The 21,936-nt window shown below is 37.5% G+C and carries 23 protein-coding genes and 1 pseudogene; 7 read left to right on the forward strand and 17 right to left on the reverse strand.

Annotated features, from left to right (window positions below; genetic code table 11):
• The 4 genes from LMF89_RS23010 to ftsH all read right to left on the reverse strand — a co-directional run.
• Window positions 1-334, reverse strand: a 334-nt coding sequence (locus tag LMF89_RS23010; protein ID WP_439651961.1) for an ArnT family glycosyltransferase, incomplete at its 3' end; no start/stop codon positions are given.
• Window positions 335-676: 342 nt separating this feature from the next.
• Window positions 677-781, reverse strand: a complete 105-nt coding sequence (locus LMF89_RS26405) for a WCX domain-containing protein (protein ID WP_369412700.1) — start codon at window positions 779-781, stop codon at window positions 677-679.
• Window positions 782-790: 9 nt separating this feature from the next.
• The gene (locus LMF89_RS23015) at window positions 791-934 is read right to left on the reverse strand and encodes an HTH domain-containing protein (RefSeq protein WP_229537134.1); all 144 of its coding nucleotides are present in this window, start codon (window positions 932-934) and stop codon (window positions 791-793) included.
• Between the two features lie 196 nt (window positions 935-1,130).
• On the reverse strand, window positions 1,131-2,699 hold the full coding sequence (ftsH, locus tag LMF89_RS23020) for an ATP-dependent zinc metalloprotease FtsH (RefSeq protein ID WP_229537135.1): 1,569 nt from the start codon (window positions 2,697-2,699) through the stop codon (window positions 1,131-1,133).
• Between the two features lie 250 nt (window positions 2,700-2,949).
• On the opposite strand from ftsH, the gene LMF89_RS25985 reads away from it, so the two are divergent.
• Window positions 2,950-3,081 (forward strand): hypothetical protein, encoded by a 132-nt coding sequence (locus LMF89_RS25985; RefSeq protein WP_255711601.1) that lies wholly within the window; start codon window positions 2,950-2,952, stop codon window positions 3,079-3,081.
• Window positions 3,082-3,335: 254 nt separating this feature from the next.
• The gene (locus LMF89_RS23025; protein ID WP_229537136.1) at window positions 3,336-3,866 is read left to right on the forward strand and encodes a hypothetical protein; all 531 of its coding nucleotides are present in this window, start codon (window positions 3,336-3,338) and stop codon (window positions 3,864-3,866) included.
• 137 nt (window positions 3,867-4,003) lie between these two features.
• Here the strand turns inward: LMF89_RS23025 and LMF89_RS23030 are convergent, their stop codons facing one another.
• The 4 genes and pseudogenes from LMF89_RS23030 to LMF89_RS23040 form a co-directional block, all read right to left on the reverse strand.
• Window positions 4,004-5,149: an aldo/keto reductase gene (locus tag LMF89_RS23030; protein ID WP_369412701.1), complete on the reverse strand. Its 1,146-nt coding sequence runs from the start codon at window positions 5,147-5,149 to the stop codon at window positions 4,004-4,006.
• An 86-nt stretch (window positions 5,150-5,235) separates the two neighbouring features.
• On the reverse strand, window positions 5,236-5,808 hold the full coding sequence (locus LMF89_RS23035) for a TetR/AcrR family transcriptional regulator (RefSeq protein ID WP_229537138.1): 573 nt from the start codon (window positions 5,806-5,808) through the stop codon (window positions 5,236-5,238).
• A 169-nt stretch (window positions 5,809-5,977) separates the two neighbouring features.
• Window positions 5,978-6,121 (reverse strand): annotated as a pseudogene (locus tag LMF89_RS26410) (ABC transporter ATP-binding protein); the annotation flags it as partial.
• A gap of 27 nt (window positions 6,122-6,148) precedes the next feature.
• A complete protein-coding gene (locus tag LMF89_RS23040) occupies window positions 6,149-7,360 on the reverse strand; it encodes a GNAT family N-acetyltransferase (protein WP_229537139.1) in 1,212 nt (403 codons plus the stop codon).
• 547 nt (window positions 7,361-7,907) lie between these two features.
• Here LMF89_RS23040 and LMF89_RS23045 point away from each other — a divergent pair.
• The gene (locus LMF89_RS23045) at window positions 7,908-8,900 is read left to right on the forward strand and encodes a CobW family GTP-binding protein (protein ID WP_229537140.1); all 993 of its coding nucleotides are present in this window, start codon (window positions 7,908-7,910) and stop codon (window positions 8,898-8,900) included.
• Window positions 8,884-9,075 (forward strand): GTP-binding protein, encoded by a 192-nt coding sequence (locus tag LMF89_RS23050; RefSeq protein WP_229537141.1) that lies wholly within the window; start codon window positions 8,884-8,886, stop codon window positions 9,073-9,075. The genes LMF89_RS23045 and LMF89_RS23050 overlap by 17 nt, the downstream gene beginning before the upstream one ends.
• Window positions 9,076-9,125: 50 nt before the next feature.
• Here the strand turns inward: LMF89_RS23050 and LMF89_RS23055 are convergent, their stop codons facing one another.
• Complete coding sequence (locus tag LMF89_RS23055) at window positions 9,126-9,824, reverse strand: MBL fold metallo-hydrolase (protein WP_229537142.1); 699 nt, start codon at window positions 9,822-9,824, stop codon at window positions 9,126-9,128.
• Between the two features lie 795 nt (window positions 9,825-10,619).
• Entirely contained in the window at window positions 10,620-11,774 is a 1,155-nt protein-coding gene (locus LMF89_RS23060; RefSeq protein WP_229537143.1) for a twin-arginine translocation signal domain-containing protein, read from the reverse strand.
• A 245-nt stretch (window positions 11,775-12,019) separates the two neighbouring features.
• Between LMF89_RS23060 and LMF89_RS23065 the strand changes: the two genes are divergently transcribed.
• The 3 genes from LMF89_RS23065 (at window position 12,020) to LMF89_RS23075 (ending at window position 14,464) form a co-directional block, all read left to right on the forward strand.
• Complete coding sequence (locus tag LMF89_RS23065) at window positions 12,020-12,982, forward strand: NAD(P)H-dependent glycerol-3-phosphate dehydrogenase (protein ID WP_229537144.1); 963 nt, start codon at window positions 12,020-12,022, stop codon at window positions 12,980-12,982.
• Window positions 12,983-13,137: 155 nt separating this feature from the next.
• Window positions 13,138-13,902, forward strand: coding sequence for a C39 family peptidase (locus LMF89_RS23070; RefSeq protein WP_229537145.1), 765 nt, complete (start codon window positions 13,138-13,140; stop codon window positions 13,900-13,902).
• A gap of 22 nt (window positions 13,903-13,924) precedes the next feature.
• Complete coding sequence (locus tag LMF89_RS23075) at window positions 13,925-14,464, forward strand: nitroreductase family protein (RefSeq protein WP_229537146.1); 540 nt, start codon at window positions 13,925-13,927, stop codon at window positions 14,462-14,464.
• 70 nt (window positions 14,465-14,534) lie between these two features.
• Here the strand turns inward: LMF89_RS23075 and LMF89_RS23080 are convergent, their stop codons facing one another.
• From LMF89_RS23080 to LMF89_RS23110, 7 genes are all read right to left on the reverse strand, one after another.
• Entirely contained in the window at window positions 14,535-17,312 is a 2,778-nt protein-coding gene (locus LMF89_RS23080; RefSeq protein ID WP_229537147.1) for a sigma-54-dependent transcriptional regulator, read from the reverse strand.
• 250 nt (window positions 17,313-17,562) lie between these two features.
• Window positions 17,563-17,700: an HAD hydrolase family protein gene (locus tag LMF89_RS23085; protein WP_229537148.1), complete on the reverse strand. Its 138-nt coding sequence runs from the start codon at window positions 17,698-17,700 to the stop codon at window positions 17,563-17,565.
• Window positions 17,701-17,813: 113 nt separating this feature from the next.
• Window positions 17,814-18,635, reverse strand: coding sequence for a PTS mannose transporter subunit IID (gene manZ, locus LMF89_RS23090; RefSeq protein WP_229537149.1), 822 nt, complete (start codon window positions 18,633-18,635; stop codon window positions 17,814-17,816).
• 15 nt (window positions 18,636-18,650) lie between these two features.
• Window positions 18,651-19,421 (reverse strand): PTS mannose/fructose/sorbose transporter subunit IIC, encoded by a 771-nt coding sequence (locus LMF89_RS23095; RefSeq protein ID WP_007961185.1) that lies wholly within the window; start codon window positions 19,419-19,421, stop codon window positions 18,651-18,653.
• Window positions 19,422-19,467: 46 nt separating this feature from the next.
• Window positions 19,468-19,950: a mannose/fructose/sorbose PTS transporter subunit IIB gene (locus LMF89_RS23100; RefSeq protein WP_007961183.1), complete on the reverse strand. Its 483-nt coding sequence runs from the start codon at window positions 19,948-19,950 to the stop codon at window positions 19,468-19,470.
• A 1-nt stretch (window position 19,951) separates the two neighbouring features.
• Window positions 19,952-20,371, reverse strand: a complete 420-nt coding sequence (locus LMF89_RS23105) for a PTS sugar transporter subunit IIA (protein ID WP_007961181.1) — start codon at window positions 20,369-20,371, stop codon at window positions 19,952-19,954.
• Between the two features lie 358 nt (window positions 20,372-20,729).
• The gene (locus tag LMF89_RS23110) at window positions 20,730-21,587 is read right to left on the reverse strand and encodes a YitT family protein (RefSeq protein ID WP_229537150.1); all 858 of its coding nucleotides are present in this window, start codon (window positions 21,585-21,587) and stop codon (window positions 20,730-20,732) included.
• Window positions 21,588-21,936: the final 349 nt, after the last annotated feature.

The following is a 21,936-nucleotide window of genomic DNA, read 5'->3' on the forward strand; positions in this document are numbered from 1 at the left end:
TACCCAAATAAAAATATTCCAGACTCGTTGCCAATACCAGAGCCCCAAGTAATCCAGCACGTTCATTGAAAAGTTCCCTGCCCGATAAATAGGCTAAAATACTTCCGCCTACTGCGAAAAAAGCGGAAGGAAAACGAGCAGCAAACTCACCCACTCCGAAGATTTTAAATGCCACTGCCACCAGCCAATAATACATCGGCGGTTTGTCATACCAGAAGTCGCCATAAATGCGAGGAGAAATAAAATCATGAAACTGCAGCATTTCTCTGGCGGTTTCGGCATATACCGGTTCATCCGGATCTAATAAAGGGTGAAATCCCAAATAAGAAAACATGAGTATACCAGCTACGCCTAAAATTATTGCTATATAGAACCAAACTTTTTTATTTGTCATCGTATTAGTCGTCCCTTTCTAGTCAAATCTTATAATGATTTTGTCAAAATGAGTATAGCAAGTCATTCTGAAATTAAGGTGAAAAGAAAAAAAGCTGCCGTCATTAATAAAGCAACTTTCAAACAGATGGTTGACAAAAAAAAGGCTCATCCATCTTAGCTAGAAGAGGATGAGCCTTTTTTTCCACTGGGACGGGGTGACAGGTTCCTTGTCCCTGTTAGACAACTTTATACTGTCCATATGTTTCTTTCACTATATAGGGCAATAAGAGAATCGTGTATCCTAGTACAATTCATAAAGTTTTAATGTTTGTCGTATTCGTTCTGCAATGATTTCACGCATATATTCCGGTTCAATTACCTCTACCGAGCTGCCAAACGATAAGATATAACTGTTTTAACCGCCATCAGCAGTTTTTTGCTTTCTCGTTCCGAAACATGTCCTTGTAGAAACACCAAAACGGCTGGCAAGTTCTCTGGCGGTAATCGTTCCCTTATTAAGCAATATGGTTGTGATTTCAAATATTCGATTGCTTTTCATCTTTATCACCCAACTTAGTATACAGCAAATAAGACAAGTTATGTCATATTTGCTGCATTTTTAATTTCTGCGATACTGATTGGAAAAATTATTTATTGCCTCTTCTATCTTTTTGGGACAAACAACCTGTCCCCGTTTCCCATATAAATTAATGAAGGTCGATTATGGATAGCTTCTCTTTAGGAAATAGTCAAACCTATTCATTTTTTACATCAAGATCTGTCTCTTGTCTTCCCAGCAACTGACTCAGTTCTTCGCCATCCAACTTCTCTCTTTCTAATAGAGTTGTTGCAATAAGCCGCAGCTTATCAAGATTGGATTTGATTATTTCTTCGGCTTTTTCATAAGCGTTCTCTAGTATCTGGTGTATTTCTTTATCTATGGTATAGTCCATCTCCTGGCTATTATTGGGACCGCGAGCAATATCACGGCCCAAAAAAACCTGTTCCTGAGATCGTGATAAAGCGACTGGTCCCAAGGTATCGCTCATGCCGTATTCACAGACCATTTTACGTGCAAGTTCCGTGGCTTGTATTAGGTCATTATGGACTCCCGTGCTCGTTTCATTATAAATCAGGCTTTCAGATGCTCGGCCGCCCAGCAGAATTTTAATCTGATCGAAAATTTCCGATCTAGTAAAAAAACAACGATCTTCCTTAGGCAAAGTAAGAGTATATCCACCAGCCTGACCGCGTGGAATAATCGACACCCTATGAATCGGATCAGCGTACCTTAGAAGCATTGCAACTAAAACATGGCCAGCCTCATGGTACGCGGTAAGTTTCTTATCTCTTGCATTCATAAAACGACCTTTACGCTCCGGTCCTGCCACTACCCGCTCCACCGCTTCCTCCATGTCATCCATCTCTATGCATGTTTTACCCTGACGCACAGCAAGAATGGCAGCTTCATTCACTACATTGCTTAGATCAGCTCCTGTAAAGCCAGGTGTACGGCGGGCTAGAACTTCAAGATCCATCTTATCTGCTAAGGGTTTACGTCTAGTATGCACTTTTAATATGTTAAGGCGCCCCCTAAGATCTGGTCGATCTACTACAATACGGCGGTCAAATCGTCCCGGTCGTAAAAGCGCCGGATCGAGAATATCCGTTCGATTAGTCGCCGCAACAACAAAGATACCTTTATTGGCATCGAATCCATCCATTTCTACTAGCAATTGATTAAGGGTTTGTTCTCGTTCATCATTTCCGCCACCTACACCAGCTCCACGCTGCCGTCCAACCGCATCAATCTCGTCAATGAAGATAATACATGGTGCCTTCTTCCTGCCTTCCTTAAATAGATCACGTACCCTGGAAGCACCAACACCAACATACATTTCTACGAATTCAGAACCGCTCATGCTCAAGAAAGGTACTCCTGCCTCACCTGCTAATGCTTTTGCCATTAGTGTTTTGCCGGTTCCGGGAGGCCCGTACAACAGAACGCCTTTAGGAATTCGAGCACCCAAGTCACTAAACTTTCTAGGATGCTTGATAAACTCTAGAATTTCCTTGAGTTCCAGCTTGGCTTCATCATTACCTTCCACATCTTTGAAGGTAATGATATTCGTATGCTTACGTAATTTAGCCTTTTTCTCACCATTGGGCATAGTTGGCAGTTTGCCATTTTCAATCTGTTTCATTATATAAAGCCAATCGCCAATTGAGAGCAGCATAGGCAGATTAGCTATGGACAACACTGGAGCACTAGCTTTTTGTACCAGTCGTTTAAATCTCTTAAAGCTAAATCTGGAGTGTATCACGTTAAGTCTCCTTTCTTTTATCATGTCATACTATTTTATGCACACCAACGAACCATGTTACAATCGATAAGGGCTCACTTCACTTAGGGCACGCGGACAGGTGTCCATCTTTCATCCCTGTGTCAAAAAAATGAGGTCATTAAGGTGGACTTGATTTCTAGATCAATTGCCGGTAATCCTGTTCCTATGACATGCATTAATTGCATATCTCAGTAACCATGAGTGAATACTACGGTCAGGAGGTGATTCTATGACACAGCAGCAAAACAGTAACTTACAACAGCAAAGTATAAAAGAAAAAAGTGAAAAAGAAAAAAAACAGGATATTAAGAATGCAGAATATATTGCTAAGAACGCCCAACCAAATCACCCAAACACCTAAAATCAAACTAGGAGTACCTTGCTATTTTATGTAAGGTACTCCTAGTTTGATTTTGGCAAAGGGTAACTAGTGGATTTAGTTATCTCCAGTATTATTTCAGCAGAATTTCAGTTTATTTTGCTTAACAAAATGAATCTGTGCCAAACTTCCACTGGGAACCGAACCCGTATATTCAGGAATAATGCCGACTTCTTTAGAAAGAATAGTTTCTAAAGCCTTGTTTATACTAAAGTTATAGCTTATGAAGGAGAGGAATGATTTTGAGAGACAAATTTACCAGAGGTTTCATTGCAGGGATTACGGGTGGATTGGTCGCGAATATCGCGAGTTTACTGTTAGGTTTTCTAGGTCTCACCACTCTTCGGTTTGCAGATTGGACTGCAATCATCATTTTGGGTCAGACTCCACCATTTAGCACAGGAGAAATCTTATTTTCACTAGCGGTAAATATCGGTTTTATGGGCATTCTCGGAATTGTTTTCATCTACCTGATTCCTTTAATCAAAATTACAAATCTTCTGTTCAAGGGATGGCTTTTTTCAACCTTCATATGGTTTTTTATTTACTCCATTACTACTTTATTTAAAGTGGAGGGAACGATGCCCATCCCCCTTACTACAGCATTGGCAAACGTTGTAACTACATCGATATACGGTTTAGTTCTGGCTCAAGTTTCGGAAAAAGAATTTGTAAAGAACATAGCTTCTGAACAAGCAGGAAATGTATTTAGACTGATAAAACCAGCTATGAAACCATTAAAGAAAAATGACGATGACCCTGAATAAAACTTTAAAATGTAATATACTGTAGTATCCAACGTTTAAAGAGAAGCTACCCATAGTCTACCGTATTAGTAGATTATGGGTAACTTCTCTTTCATAAAGGCTATTCCAATAGATATAAGGCGTAACAGTAGTAAAAATTACTCGAATAGTTCTTTAACGTTCTTTAATTCTTTACGGATTGGAATCCCTTGGGGACAATGGCTTTCACATTTACCGCATTCTACACATTTGGATGCGGGAGCTGTAAGGCTCGAGCGAAGCTCATAGGTTTTCTTTGCCGCAGGAGTAGCATCAAAAACCCAATGATCATTATAGGAGGAAAAGCATCCAGGAATATTGATACCTGCAGGACAAGGCATGCAGTACGCACAACCTGTACAGTTCACCTTGATTCTTTCTTCGAAGAGATTCTTTACTTTATCGATGATTTCCAATTCTTTTGTTGTCAGTGAATTGGCCTCTGCTTCTTGGGCTACTTTGATATTTTCTGTAACATGATCCATAGTCGTCATACCACTTAAGACAACAGATACTTCCGGATGGTTCCATACCCATCGTAAGCCCCATTCCGCCGGTGTTCTTTTCACATCTGCTTTATCAATGATCTCTATTGCTTCTTTGGGGAGATTTACAATATTACCGCCTCTTAGCGGTTCCATAATGACAATTCCTAAACCTTTTTTCGCTGCATATTCTAAGCCTTCTCTGCCAGCCTGGTATTTCTCATCTAAATAATTATACTGAATCTGGCAGAATGACCAATCATAATAATCCACGATTTCTTTGAACAGCCCAATCTGATCATGGAAAGAAAATCCTGCATACTTGATTCTTCCATCTTTGATCGCTTGCTCTAAAAACTCGCTAATGCCAGCTTCTTTTAATACAGGCCAAACATTTTCATTCAGTGAATGTACTAAATAAAAATCAATTGAATCTGTCTCAAGGCGTTCCAATTGTTCATTTAAGTACTTATCCATATCATCTCTTGTTTTAATTAACCAGCTAGGAAGCTTCGTTGCTAACTTGACCTTCTGTCTGTAGCCATCCTTTAAGACTCTGCCAACAAAAAGCTCACTGGCACCACCACGAGTAAAACCAGTACCATGATAAGGATAAGCAGTATCAATATAATTTACACCTGCATCAATAGCATGCCTTATCATGTCTGTTGCTTTCTCTTCATCAATATTCGTTGGATCGGCACCAATAATAGGAAGCCTCATACAGCCAAACCCTAAAGAGGAAACCATTTCCTTCGTTTTACCAAATTTTCTGTACAACAAGATAATTCCTCCCTTATTTTTCGAATACCATTTAAAACTAGAATTACATTGAAGATCACGTGCAAAATTGGATTCGTTTTTCATTACCGCTTGATTGCGTCCCATATTGCATCCACTCCTGCATCGATGGTTGCTCCATCTAGCTTAACCTTACCAAACAACTTAAGTTTAACAAGAGAGATCGTCGATCCATAAGCAAGAGTGCTTAGCATTTCCATTGGAAGTTTTTTCAGTAAATTTTCGTCTTTGGCACGTTCAAACAAATGATTGACTGGTGCAAACATGCGTAAGCCTTCTTCGCGGGTGGCAGCGGTAATAAGGGGAGAATTTGCATACTGCTCCATAAAAAGCAATTCTGCGGGATTTTCAATAAAATAATCAACAATATTACGTAATAGCACTAAAAAACTTGCGTGAACATCCCGGCTCACTGAATAATTTCGCAGGGTATGCTGGGCAAGACGAGTCTTGACATCAATATACAAATCGTTGATCAAGTCTTCTTTGCTGGAAAAGTAACGGTAAATGGTACCTACGCCAATATTTGCTCTTTGAGCAATTTGTGACATCGGGGAACCTTGAAACCCTTGCTCAGATATTAGTCCAAGTGCGGCTTGCAGCACAGCTGCTTTTTTATTCTGTACCTTTTCTTTCATTGTATTCTCCAAAAATAAAGTTTAATATTTTAGGAATGAACATTCATTCCGTTTTGTATGACTAATTTTACTAAAGAAGAATTTTCCTGTCAAGTCTATGCAGTAACTCAAATAAACAATCCGAAAATCATTCCAAAAGAAACAGCAACTGCCATTCCCACCAAAGCTCTGGTCTTGCAGTCATTACGGCTACACGGTCAGAGAGCAAAATTGCCTCATCAATACTATGGGTAATGAAAACAATGTTTTTTTTATCGGCTTCCCAAATCCGAATTAGCTCCAGCTGCAGAGTTTCTCTTGTTTGAGCATCTACTTTCTGCCATAGTTAAGCATAAGGCTGCTAAAAGTAATCTGAAAAATAAAGAGTTTGCTGAGAAATCGCATCTTCCAGCATCTTAACGGTTTCTAAACTGCATGAAAGGCGGCCTATCTTATGAAGATAGCTGGGACTTTTATAACTGAGCAACATGGTTGTCATAGTTTGGATATCGATCTGGGATTTGCTGCGCTCTCCCACCCGCGCTACCTCACCGTTTCCATTAGGATGAATACATATGGTAAAAGATCCCTGATTCCACGGCAGCAGCGGATCGTCAAGGGTAAACGTCCATACACGTTTCTCAGTATTAGGCTTAAAGGGATATTGAGCAATAAACTGTTCCAAATCTACAATTCGAGCCATGTAATAAGGGGAAATCGTTTCTTTAATATCTCCATCTTCCAGCAGAAAAGCTAACGGCTCATCCGTATAAATATTGCCTACAACCTTTGAAATCATAGAAAAATGGGCGCTAATAAAATTCCACAGCCCGCTGCGGGCTTCTTCATTAATGAATATCATATCTTTAATGTGAAACACTTCATCTGAAATCCAGTAAAGCACATACCCATCAGGCTGCCTATTTTCATTGTAATAAATTGCGGCTGTTAGATTATCCGTATCCCAACGCCAATATTCATTCCAGGCTAACTCGTTGCGCAGCATCGCTCCATGGCTTTGATAGGCAAAACGTTCATAAACTGCTTTTAAGTCATTATTGTCAATATCAATGCGTTCAACCTCTCCGAACACTTGTTTATTTTTTGGCAATTGATAATCCTTGACTTCAAATGTTATTTTATCTGAAATAATTTCCCACCCCTTGCGGCGATAGTAAGGGATCGAATAGGGATACAGGTAAGAGATCGACTGTTTCTTCTCCCGCATGTTCGCCAGTGCCTGGCGGAGCAGCTTGTGCATCAAGCCCTGATTGGAGTATTCTGGAAAGGTTCCAACCCCCGTAAGCCCTCCCATATCATAAATCGCATTGAAAATTCTCACTTGAAAAGGATAGACAGCCACCTGAGACACCAGTTTTTCTCCATCAAACCATCCAAGAACATCCGCTTGTTCCAGCACTGGAGATTTAGCAAGGATCATATCTCTTTCTTTCCAGCCTATCCTGTGTAAATCATTATCAGTCACCTGAAAAACATACCGCAGCAGTTGGTTGTATTGCTCTAAATGTTCTACACCAACCTTTTTTATTTTCAATCTTTTTTCTCGACTCATAAGAACCCGCCTTCACTACATTAAACTTTGGAATTTTTTCTCATTTTAAACTATAGCCAGTTTTAAGTCATTGTATCTAGTCACATCGTCATCTTCAAGAATCTTTTTTGGTTTGAAACCGATTATTTATAGAATATCCCTAAAGCTATTTTGCCATTCTATCCTACCGCATTTTTTGTATGGGACATGAAGACCATTAAGAAGGTTCTCTTATAGACTATATGCCGAAGCTCTTTCACTTTGAGCAGAGAAGGATTTTTGTAGTAATAGAAGAAGTAGTTTCATTGAATGCTTTTACCGATAAGGAGGCAAACTCATGAGAGCTATCGTTAGTAAATCAATCATCTCATTGTCCTCCTTTGGAGCAGATTCATCAATACGCTGCTGATCTGACTCAGCAGCGAGCGGACTCTCGTAAAGATACGAGAGTCCGCTTATTTTATCCTGAAGCTACATTACTTTGAAGGAATAAGTTGCCCGGTATATGAATAACATTAAATAAGAATGTTCTTATTTAATGTTATTCATATGAAATTAGGAGGCTACAATGACACATAAGGTACCGTTAGATATTGTATCGGGATTTTTAGGTGCTGGCAAAGCAACATTGCTATTAAAGATGTTAAAGGAGCGCACTACAAATGAGAAACTATTCATATTAGAAAATGAATATGGCAAAGCTGGAATTGACGGCACATTGTTATCGGTAAGTAATGCCAAAATTGAAGAAATTTATTCAGGATGTATCTGCTGTTCATTAAAGGGTGAATTTACGAATGTGTTACAGCAAGCAATTTCCGAGATAAGACCAGAAAGAATTTTAATCGAGCCGACGGGGATAGGAAAGTTATCTGAGGTGCTTCAGATTGTGAAGCAGCCTTGTTTTCATGATGTTATAATTATTGATCACGTTATAACGGTTGTTGATGTCCATCATGCCCATTCTTTTTTAGTAAATTTCGGCGAATTTTATAAAGATCAAATTTCTTATGGACAAACAATTGTCTGCAGCAAAACCCAGGATGTTTCACCCCAGGAAATTGAAGAAGTCGTAAAGATGATTCGTCGGTATAATGCTTCAGCGAGGATTGTAACGACTCCTTGGAATCAGTTATCAATTCAGCAGATTTTAGCAAAAGATCCGTTATATGAAAACCAAATTGCTAGTGAGCCTGCTAGCAGCATAGGGAAAAGATTTTCCCCAGGAAAAAAACAACAACAATCTCCAAATCATGTGAAGAGACATTCAGGAACAGATACTTTTCAGAATGTTTCCTGGAAAGGTTCTCGCGTATTTTCTGTTTCAATATTAAAGAAAATGTTAGATCATATAAGTACGGGGAAATATGGTCAGATTGTGCGAGCAAAAGGGCTTGTTGCCGGGGAAAAAAGTTGGTTTCATTTTGAATATGTTAATGGCAGATGGGAATATAAGTCGGCAAAACCGCATACCATTGGTCAGGCAGTATTTATCGGTCAAAATTTGCTTTCAGAGCAGTTATTAAGGACATTAGAGGGACGTAATGCTGAAAGTTGTTGACATCGTTCAAGGATTTCTTGGCTCGGGGAAAACTTCTCTGATCAATCATCTCATTCAACATGTTTTTGAGGATGAGATGATTCTGGTTATTTTGACTGAATGGGGCAAAACACAGGTCATTGAAATAGGTTCCAGAGTGATAACGTACTCATGGGATTGTTCATTTATGAGCTAAAATACAAAATCCTGCAAATTGGTGTTTAAGCTTTGCAGGATTTTTCAAGACTACTTCACAACATGAAAACCTTGATGTTCGATCTCTTTTGGGTCAATATGTTGATCTAAATGCATACAGTAAACTTTATTCCGTAAGTCTGAGTTAATTGTCTCTTTCAGCTTTCTTAATGACATATGGCTGTTACCTTCATAATCAAGTCCACAGGTATCTTGATAGATCCGATCAATTTCTCCATTCTTAAGTCTAGTGATAATTTCATTTTCTATATGATTTGAATCTCCGCTATAGTAAAACACACCTTCCATTTGTCTCATAACAAATCCATATGCCGGAATGGTTTTTACATGTGAGACTGGTAAAAATTCAACATTTATCTCTCCCAAGTTTTCATCTGCGAACCCCATTTTGCTGCCACTTTCCAGCAAATACATTTCCTTCTTGACTCCTATACTAGTCAAGAAGCTCTTCATTAGTTCCCGATTGGGAAAAAATACAGTTGGCTTATGCCCTAGAATGTAATAGGAATAAAAAATTACTTCCCCTAGACTTCCTACATGGTCAGGGTGGGTATGAGTAATAACAATGTATATCTTTTTTAGTTCTTTAAGTATATTTAATTCTCGCAGCCTGTGAAAAACTGTCCCACCGCTGTCAATAAGCAATAGACTATCCTTTTTCTTTATAAAAGCGCTTGTATTTCCTAATTGTGTATTAAAAGCACTTCCGATACCAATGAAATTAAGCATCTACAAGTATCCTCCAGAAATTTTTATCCTTTTTCTTATGATAACTTTGCGACAAGAAAAGTTCCCGCGCCCTTTCTAAAATCACAGCACGTGTGTTTAATTGATTCGTATTATCCGTCACAATACCTCCATTAGGGCAGAATTCCCTTATAGCTTGTCCAGTAATCTCTGAAATGGTACAACCATTTTTCCTATCATCATTTCATTGTAATTTTTTTACGCAACGTCTCACTTGCCTTACTAGAAAAAGATGCCTAAAGAGCTGGAAATTCAGCATCCTAGGCATCCTTACTACGCTTTGTTTTTATATGAAGACATATGAGACATACAGACTAGCTAATAAAAGTCAAATAAAACCTACTATTATGGCAGCACTATCTCTTATATTGATAATAATCTTTAATTTTATTATCTAAATCTCTACTTATCTTTAATGCCTCTGTGGATACTGGTCCTTTTTAGCGACAATATGAATCAAATTTAAACGCATCCGTTCTATTTCTTCCTGTAGCTCTTTTAAATTTATATCAGAAATAACCAACGCCTCCTATATCGATATAACACTATCATCGAATAAAAGAATTTAAATTTCATTTGATTTATGGCAACAAAAAGTAAAAGTATAACAAAAGCGCCCCATAGGGCGCTAACGTGGCAATTCTATCTTTTTGACGTCCCTTTCTCCTGTTATGAATGCCTGGATAGTAACTGAAACTGATACCCGAATGCCTCAATTTGCCGCATTTTGCATCAATGAATGGTAGATCATTAAAGCCTTAACACTCTTTTACTGTTTCATCCAATCATTTCCCGAACTTTGGCTCTTAGTCCCGCCTCACCTTGAGTGGCAAGTACTTGATAAGACCGCATAGCCGAAAATTGAGAAAATACATAATTGCGCAGGGCGTTGAATTTTTTACCATTTAACTCCTGATCATTCATCTTATATTCCTGCTGAGCAATCTTTTTTAACGCTGGCAGTGTCCATTTCACGGCTGGTCCACTTAAAACCCAGTCGTGGTCACCTAAATGGGTAACAAAATTTTCTTGACGGCGAGGAATCGGCAGCGTGCTGCCGTCAGCTGACAAAAGGCCTTCTCCTATTGGATCTTTATCGGCAATGATACAGGCTGCTTTGATCCACTCGATGACTTCGACCTCATCTTTCTCTGAACCGGGATGGTTATGGGCGCAGGCCTGGGCGACAACTACGTCTGGAGGAAATCCTCGATAAATCGACTCAGCAATGCCTAATACATGATGAGCTCCCTGTCCTGCAAGGGTAATCTCCTTTAGACAGCTTCCATCTTCCTGCCATTGAAAAACCCAAGGTTTGTGTAAATCATGTAATGCCTGAGCCGCAATAATCAAGTCTCGGTCAAGTTTATAGTCGAAAGTTTCAAAATATCCTTGGGATACATTAAGGGAAGAACGTATGTTAAATGCAGTGTGTGTTGCCAAACCACCTGGATAAGCATGATGACTCATGTAGCCACTTCCAGGAGCCGCGTAAAAAGGTTGCGAAGCTTTCTGGATATTTTCACTAGGCGGTAAAAAATCATCTACTCCAATTGTTTCGCTTAGATACTTAGCAGCAACTAATTTTTGCCAAAGTATTTTTTGTGCGTCACTCGTAGTATACCTTTGCATAAATGTGGGGGCAGGATTATGAATTACCTGTAATACTCGATCACGCAATACCTGATTGGTAATTTCACCGCAAATTCCAGTAATATAATCGTAAGAAGCTTGAACTAGATTAGATTTCTTAGCCATTTGCAATGGCGTCAGGCTCAGGCACTGCTCAAGACCGACTTTTTCTACTTTTAAAGCCTGAGCCCAGGAAAAATTGGGCAGGGCAGTGACCATCATTGCCGCTGCGGTACCTGCAGAAACTTGCAAGAACTTACGTCGTGTAAAACCATCCTTGTCATCCAATTGTAGTCCCATTATTATGCACCTCCCATGATTCTCTATCTCATATTCTAATATTTTCCTTTCTACATATTGTTACTGCTATGTAAACATTTCGTTAATTTACGTACTGTTTCTTTCATCTTTTGGGACAGATAACTTGTGATCCCTGCTGATATAGCAGGAAACGGTGGTGAGCACATGGAATAGTTACAAGAAATGTAATACCTAAATGGCGATTATATCAATATTCGGGTGATGACAGTAGGATGGTGATACAGGTGAAGATTTCAGTTTTAGGATGCGGTCGTTGGGGAACATTTCTAGCTTGGTATGCAAATCGGGTCGGGCATAGGGTAATGTTATGGGGCAGAGAGTCTTCGAATAATTATTTAAAATTAAAAGAATGTAGAATGAATGATTATGTGACATTGCCGCAAGATATTATGTTAAGTAATTCTTTAGAGGCAGCAGTCTCTTTTGGTGAGATTATTATTATTTCCATTAGCGCTCAGGAGCTGCGCTCTTTTGCACATAACATAAGTTTACAAAAAGGGTTAGAAGATAAAATATTTGTCTTATGTATGAAAGGCATCGAAGCGAATAGCGGCAAGCGGTTATCCCAAGTATTTAGCGAAGAAATGGGAATAAATACCAATATAGGGATTTGGGTAGGCCCAGGGCATGTACAGGATTTTGTTAGGGAAATACCCAATTGTATGGTAATCGGTTCTGATCATATTGAAGTAACGAAAAAAATTGTTGAATCGTTTAATAGCTCCTTAATACGATTTTATTATGGTCAAGATCTGATTGGGAATGAAATCGGAGCTGCCGCCAAAAACGTTATAGGAATAGCTGCAGGAATGTTAGATGGGCTATGCTATAGCAGTCTAAAAGGTGCGCTTATGGCAAGGGGTACACGAGAAATGTCACGCCTTGTCAGAGCCATGGGCGGAAATGATACAACTATATATGGCTTAAGCCATCTGGGAGATTATGAGGCAACACTCTTTTCCCTGCACAGCCACAATAGAAGATTTGGGCAAGCTTTTGTAAGTGGTGAAAAATTTGATAAATTAGCGGAAGGTGTTTCTACTGTGGAAGCATTAAATTATTTAGCACAAAAATATGAAGTGGAGCTTCCTATTTGTAATGCCGTATACGAAATTCTATTTGAGAAAGCAGATCCAAAAGAAAAACTATTAGATTTATTCTTAAGACCGATTAAGTTTGAGTTTTAAGACAATAATAGAGCAAATCTTTTTCTAACTAGTAGGATGGGTTTTAAAGTATCCTTTTTGATAGTATCTGACTAAAAAGTGCATACTATTTTTTTCAGCAAAATAATATACAATATAAGAGTAAACAACGAAAAATTTGAGAATGGAGTGGTGACGTGAAGCTACGATTGTATTTGCTAATTACTTATATTCTTCTAGGAGTTAGTTTTAGTGGAGTGAATACCGTTTTCGCGGAAAGTAGTGTTATTCCTTATCCTTCTGGCTACGACCTTACCAGTGAAGGTGCCTCTTCGTATAACGGTCTGGGCAATGTTAAAGACTCTGTCTATTACAAAGCTGTCGATTTTTTCAATATGAAATCAACTGATACATTAACAATTTTACCAAAGTATAAAACGTATCAGCAAACAACAGAAATCACTTGTGGTCCTGCGGCTGCGCTAACTGTGCTGTATTACTCCGGGAATACAAAGTGGGATGAACTCAAAATTGCTGAAATAATGAAAACAAAACCAGGAACCGGCACAGATACAAGCGGAATGGTTGCATTCTTTAAGAGCATTGGCTGGGATGTTAAATCTAGTTTAACTACCCCTAAGAAAGATGGCACGACATTTTCAAGCATTAATGATTTCAAAGAATTTGTAACCTCAAACTTAAAAAATAATACTCCTATAATGGTCGAAAATATTGATTGGGGCGGTCATTGGAGAGTGATTATCGGTTATGACACTATGGGGACGGAGACAACAGCGGATGATGTCCTCATTTTGGCAGATCCCTATGATACGGGGGATCACCTCCAAGATGGATACGTTATTAACCCAGTAGAAAAATTTTATTATATGTGGTTTGATGCCCACATGCTGCCAAAAGGTCAAAAAACACAACAATGGCTGACAGTGAAAGCACCTCATTAAAAAATATAATGGAGGCGTTACTATGGATTTTTTAGAATTGGCAAAAGCAAGATACTCCGTTAGAAAATTTAGTCAGCAGCAGGTAGAGCCAGACAAGCTGGACCGCATTCTAGAAGCTGGCCGCCTGGCCCCAACTGCAGCAAATGCACAGCCACAACGTATTCTTGTGCTCAACAGCGAGGCTAGTTTAAGTAAATTGAAAACCTGCACAACCTATCATTTCAATGCACCTTTAGTTCTGCTTATTGGCTATGACACTACCGCAAGCTGGAAAAGGCCCTATGACAACAACGATAGCGGCTATGTGGACGCCAGTATTGTCACAACCCATATCATGTTAGAAGCGGCCAATTTAGGTCTGGGAAGCACATGGGTCGGACACTTTGATCCAGCCGTAATCCGAAATGCCTTCGCCTTACCCCCTACTATTGTTCCCGTTGCCTTATTGCCCATTGGCTATCCGGATAAAGCTTCAATACCAAATCCAAACCACGACAAACGATATGAGAAAGACAAAACCATATTCTATAATACTTTTGCGGCTATTTCTGCTAGCGAATAGAAAATGACGAAAAGATTTAACGCCTCATATATCTACTAAATAAGGTAGATATATGAGGCGCTTTTCTTTGCTACACGCTAGTTTCTGCTAACATTTTGCAGATATAATATTTTTCATCATCTGTCAGTGATATATTAAGGGCTCTCTTAAAAATTTCACAGGTATGATCTACAGCACGAATAATTTGAATAGCAATAGGATCTTTATCTGCCACACACGTTAATCCGTCATTAATGATGATTCTCTCCAGTGCATAACCTACATGAACAATGATTTTGATTTTCATGGCGTTATCGAAATCTGCCTGTAGTTCCCGTTCTAGCTCCTCTACAAATTTCAATAATATCCCAATTATTTTATGAGGATTTAGATAGGTAAGGAATTGTTTTAAATTGTCTTCACATAGTTCCTTAATCACAATGCTTGACTTTTCCGGTAATACTATAAACTGATTCCCCGCAATAATTTCTCTTAATATCTTTTCCCCATTACCATCAATAAGTTTTTCCAATGGAATAAAAGGAATATTTTCCTTAGGCTTCTTTACGCCAACCACTGCCAAAACATCATATTTTTTTTGCAACGATGCTACTTTTTTATCCAATTCTCTAATTTCTACAGGTATGATATCAATATTTTTCTCCGTCAAATTAGTTATGATATTTCCCACAAGTTCCTTTAGTTTTACGGCTGTTCCTTTACCAGAGGTACATACGGTAATGATGACTTGATCGCTACATTTATTTTCTTTATTAAATTCATTATTGTATCCCTTAAAATCTCGAAGTGAATTGTATATGTCTTCAAGTTCCATATTAAAAATGCTTGATTTTCTTGATGCTTCCAGTACTAAGGGAGTAGAAACCATATCAATTGTTTTTACTTTAATTCCTGTCTTTTCAACAATGGTGGCTTCAAAATTAAATAAAGATCCCATATCAACAAGTAATAATACACCTTTCCCCTTATCTATGCTTTTGACATTATCTATAATAATCTCTAATATCTCTTTGGGATTTACATGTAATGGCATATCAACGGCACATATGGAGGATACATCCCCTAACAGATCTTGCACAACACTGACCATACTGCTAGCAGTGCTGCTTCCATGAGCAGCAACAATAATACCAACCTGCTTCTGGGTTTCTTCCTCCACTGATTTTAATAAAATCGCAATATAGGTAACTTCTATTTCTGGCACTTCTACTCGGAACATTTGACTCATCATAGCCTTTATTTTCAAAGCAACTTTATATTCCTCATCATTATCTTGTATTGAATGATACATGTATTCCTTATTATCATAGCTTTTGTCTTTTATTCGCTTGAAAAAAGCACTTAAATGAAAGCTTAATGCATAGACAAATCGTTCACTATATTTTCTTCCTAGATCGATTTCAGCTAAATCCTTCATTTTTTCTGCAAAATCCAGAATTTCTTTATCGATTATTTTTAAAATCCGATTTCGATTCTCTTTATTTTTGTTGAATTTATTATAAAATATTTTTAGATTTATATTGAGATCCGTAATAATGAATTTATTAATGTCATTATCGTCCATCCGTTCTTCCTTTAATAAGCTTACTTTATCTTCTATAAGTTTGTATAAATTAAAAGGCGGTTCTTCATCTGAATCCTCGATAATTACTTTATAGCCATCAGGACTTACTAATAAGGGAGCATCTAAAATATTACCGATTTCTTCAAATTCTCTGGAATTTCTGCCCATTTCAAATAAACCATTTTTTATATCAGAAGAAAGTATTTTAAAATCTAACTCTATACATTCTTTGCTACTGTTTATACTACTCAAAAAACCTTTCGCGCATGTAAGTTGAATATTGGATTTAAGCTGACCAATATTCCCGTAAGAAACACTGCCGATTAGAGCTTTTACTACTTCAGTAGAGATTTTTATTTTTTTATTTACTCGATGGGCTTCGTTCACAAATAAATATTTGATGATATCTATTTTTTCCTCGACAGTTCTCTCTTGTAAGGTTGGAATGCTGATTATGATTGGTATTCTCCTCATAAACGTCTTAAGCATGTAAGAATTAGGGTCCTCCGTGGTCGCTCCTACGATCAATACATTAGCTTTTCTTTTTCTTTCCGTTTCTCCCAATTTATTATACGTACCTGTATCCATAAAATAAAATAGCATTTCTTGCCCTTCTGGCGGCAGCCTATGTATTTCATCTAAAAATAGTATTCCACCATGGGCTTTTTCAACTAATCCTTCTTTTTCATCCGCTCCTGTAAAAGCACCTTTTATATGTCCAAAAATATGGGATAACAATAATTGAGGATTATTATAATAATCAGCACAGTTAAAAATGATAAAGGGAGATTTTTCAGTAAAGCGTTTGATATACTTTCCATAATTGTACATCATTTTTGCAAACAAAGTTTTTCCCACGCCGGTCTGTCCAAAAATTAATGTATGCAGCCCTTCAGGTGGGTATATAATCGCTGCTTTCGCCTGTTCGACTTGGTTTTTTAAGCTTTTCTCTGCTCCTATAAGATGTTTAAAGGGTTCTTCATTCTCTCTGTTAAAGATAAAGTCTCTTACATTGTCTACTTCTATAAATCTTTCTTTTATTTCAACATTTAATATTTTTTCAACACTCGATTTGTGTAAGAATTTTACTGGTCTGCCTTTTATTTTTATGATTTTGTCCAATCGTAATAATTCATTTAGTTCTTTACTAACGTTATTTCTTAAGATCTGCAGTTGCTCTGCTATTTCACTTGCTTCAAATCCATTATTTTTAAGCAATTCTTCCATTGAAAATTTTTGTGTATTCTCCTCTAAGTAGCAATAAATTTTATCAATTCTTTTCATTCTCAACATCAACTTCCTAATTTTATTATAAGATGGATTGTATGCTAAAGTGAAAGAGTAAACTTTCAAATGTACATTTTATTGAAAGCTTACTCTCTCTTTTTATTCTTTGATTAAAAAACCGAATAAAGAACAACTGAATTCAGTTAGAGCCTTAGAGTCGATAGTCTACAAAGAAAGTATTTATATTTTACCATAGAATAAATGAAAGAACGACTTGTTCCTAAAATCCTAGTCTTCGTGATTTCCATTACAAAATATATTTATTAATTGCAAATACCACACCATCCTCATCATTCGATAAGGTAATAGCATTGACACAATCTTTCACTTCCTCTGGTGCATTTCCCATTGCAATATCCAAACACAACAATTGATATGTATTCACTGCAATCTCTCCTTGCCTTATCTAAACTCTAAAAGAAGAAGAGGCTCATAAATTTTAACTTAGCATTCTTTAGCACGTTGTGGAAGCTAAGGGTGTCGTTACCTATTGTTCAATTATGCCAGCACACCAAGTGCATAGCCGATAATTCCCACTGCAAATAAGCCAAATATAATAACGATTGCGTTTACCTTCTTTTTTAATAAATACATACATATAAAAGTTAATGCTAAAGGCAATAATCCTGGCATTAATTGATCCAAGATAGTTTGTACCGTTGTAACTACAGTCTTTCCATCTGAACCTGTAACGGTTGAAACTACTAATGGCACATTCATACTCGTCCATTTGGAAACCAAGGAGCCCATTACAAACAACCCTAATATCGATGCTCCTTCCGTTAACTTCTGCAATCGATTTCCTGACATGTCAGAAACAATATTTGTTCCTGTTGTATATCCATATTGTAAACCATACCATTTTGTCGCCAACCTAAATATATTAAACAGCACAAAGAATAAGATAGGCCCTAATATGCTTCCGCCCACTGCTAGTGATGCACCTAAAGCTGCAGTAACAGGTCTTATGGTTCCCCAGAATATAGGATCGCCTACACCAGCTAACGGTCCCATTAGACCTACCTTTACACCGCTGATGGAAGCATCATCAATAGGAGCACCATTTGCCCTCTGCTCTTCCATTGCTGCTGTGATTCCCATAATGGGGGCAGATATAAATGGTTGTGTATTGAAAAACTCTAAATGCCGTTTTAGGGCTTGCTTACGCTCATCCCCTTGATACAATCTTTTTATGGCAGGAATCATGGTGACACAAAAGCCCATTGACTGCATTCTCTCAAAATTAAATGATGCCAAAAGAAAATTAGAACGAATAAACATATTGAATATATCGCCTTTTGTCAATTTTTTCTCACTCATTTTTTATATCCCCCTTTATAATTCATCTAATTCATCAAAGGCTACTGTTGATTTATTATATTTTGGATTTAATTGAATATAAATGACTGCCAATACTACCCCAACAATACCGAAGGCAACAAGATTCAAATTAGTAAATGCAGCAATTACAAAACCTAGAAAGAAAAATGGCATTAAATATTTTGCTTCCATCATATTAATTACCATTGCATAACCAACTACTACGATAAAACCACCCGCAATTTGTAATCCTCTGGTAATAACATCTGGTATGGATGCTAACATAATATTAACCGTGTCAGTACCAGCTACGGCGGCCACTAATGCAGTTGGAATGGCAACACGTAATGCTTGCAGAGTCCAAGCAAGAAAGTGACACATTTCTATACCGCGAAAGCTGCCTTTTTCTGCATATTTATCAGCAAGATGTTGAAAAAAGGTGGTAGCGGATCTAACAAAAATAGTAAGTACCTGGCCTGCTGCGGCAATTGGTATTGCTACAGCGATACCGGCTCCGATAGATTGCTTGCCTACAATTACCAATATAGCAGCAATTACACTGGCAAGTGCTGAATCAGGAGCCATAGATGCTCCTACGTTCATCCAGCCCAAGGCCATCAATTCAAGAGTACCACCTAAGATAACTCCCGTTTTAAGATCTCCTAACACCAATCCGACTAACGTACACGCGATTAAGGGTCTATGCCCCTGTCCTTCATCAACTACACTTTCCAGACCCGCAATACATGCGACAAGAATTAATAAAATCATTTGAATCTCACTCATTGCTATCCCTCCAATATATTTAATTTTTCACTTCTTTACTCTTTACTTAAAACGGCAAATTAAGGCTCATTAAATCAACTTTACTATCACTCGCTACCTTCCGAACTTCTAGTTCGATTCCTTTTTCATGTAATTTTCTAAAGGCTTCTACATCTATTTTATCCACAGATACAGCGGCAGTAATTAAAACCTTTCCGTCCTTATAACACATTCCGCCAACATTTACAGATGTAATGTCAACACCACCTTCTACCATTCTCAGGACATCCGTTGGGTTAGTGAATAAAAATAGTGCTTTAAAATCATCATATTTGGGGTTTTTATACACTTCTATAGCCTTATCAATCGGCAAAACATACGCTTTTATCCCTGTAGGTGATACCTGCAGCAACAAACTTTTTCTTAGTTGGTCAGCAGCTACCTCATCACTGCATGCAATAATCTTATTACATCCCACTGCCTTTACCCAAACCGTTGCCACTTGACCATGGATTAAGCGATCGTCAATTCTAGCTAAACAAATTTTCATATCATAGCTCCTCTTCAACATTGTTATCAAAATTTGTTTTGAAAGATTTTACAGAATCACGACCTGCGTGAATTGCAACATCTACTAATTCCGATAAACATAATTCATTTCTTGACATATAGATTTCTAGCATCATTGGTAAATTTACCCCTGCTACAATATCCAGGCGTTCATTATCTGCAACGATTCGGCTTGCCGCATTATATGGACTACCGCCAAATAAGTCAACGATGAAAAGAGTTTCATCCTTATTATCAAGTTCTTTTATCGCCTTTTTATATTTTTCTACAAGTCCATCTGTACTTTCACCTAATTCAAATGTCACATACTTTAAATTTTCCTGCTTCCCAGATATCATTTCAGATGCTTTTACTAATTCTTCTGAAAATTTTCCATGGGTACATATTATTAGATTTACCAAACCTATCACCTCCTTTATTACCCTACTTATAAAGCAATTTCCATGCCAATAAGTGTATTAAAAAATAGTGGTTATTATTCTTCCTTAAATTCATCCAGCTAACCTGCCCAAAATAGCAAGTAATGGTTCGGATAATCCATTCTTTTAAATACAAACAGGTATCATAAACAATAGGCTCGATCTTACTATTTGATACATAACTTTCTTTTTTGATACACTAGTTACGTAATTACTTTTTTATTGATACATTAAAGTTATAATTTCGTAATTTAATATTTTTCGTATTAATCCATGATATAAAAATAAGAGGCCCGAACTGCATTTTTACAGTACTGGTCTCTTATTCTATATTTTACTCTTAATGAATGGCTTTCTTTTTAAACGTGCCACCCATTACATCATGCACATCGTTAATCGTTATAAAAGCATCTTCATCAATCTCTGAAACAAGTGATTTAAATTTTGCCATCTCTAGTCTGGTAATCACGGTGTAGAGGATATGTTTTTCGTCACCTTTATAGGCACCTTCGCCGTGCAAAATCGTCACACCCCTACCCAGACGGGCCATGAGGGCTTTGGCAATAGATGCCGAATGATCTGAAACAATGATAACAGCTTTTGATTCATCCAAGCCTTCAATGACGATATCAATTACTTTTGAAGCGATAAAATATGTAACCAGAGAATACATGGCTCGATCCCAGCCAAACACCAATCCAGCTCCACTTAAGATAAACAGGTTAATGATCATGACAATTTCGCCTACAGAAAAACTGCTTTGCTTGTCCATTAAGATAGCTATAATTTCCGAACCGTCCAATGAACCGCCGTAACGCACAATGAGTCCTACGCCGATCCCTAGAATGATACCTCCGAAGATTGACGCTAAAAATAAATCATCTGTGAAACCGGGAATCGGCAAGAACATTTTGGTGAAATAGGACAAGATTATAATAGAAAATATCGTTGATAATGTAAAAGTTTTACCAATTTGCTTATATCCCAAATAAATGAATGGTATATTTATGGTAATCAAAAATATACCCAGCGGCAAGCCAGTCAGATGACTAGCCATAATCGCAATACCAACCACACCACCATCAATCACGTTGTTAGGAACTAAGAATATTTCCAGTCCAGCAGCGTAGATAATAGAACCAATAAACAGTATAATATATCGCTGTATTTCTTTCCAGACCCGTTGTTTTTTAGGCATGTACAGACCTCTCTTTATATAGAATGAGCCGCAGAAACGAAGATTGCATCTTGTTACATAGCGGCATTTGCCATATTAATTATGAATTGTTAAACATTTGGTCTTTATATTACAATCATAGCCTCACCAATCAATTCAACATAATTACCTTTTGTATGTCGAAGTATGATTCAAACCTCCTACTCGCTGCTTGATTATGTACTTTTTATTTTGTTCATTAATTATAATTTCATCCTCATAAGACAGGAAGGGTGACTACGTTGCAGGATTTTTTTCATTTAAGGATTTTATATTAGATAGATTGTAAAATGAAGTGCGACAGTTAAATAACAATAAATAGCTCACAGAG

The organism is Pelosinus baikalensis, assembly GCF_020819555.1.
GTDB lineage: Bacteria > Bacillota > Negativicutes > DSM-13327 > DSM-13327 > Pelosinus > Pelosinus baikalensis.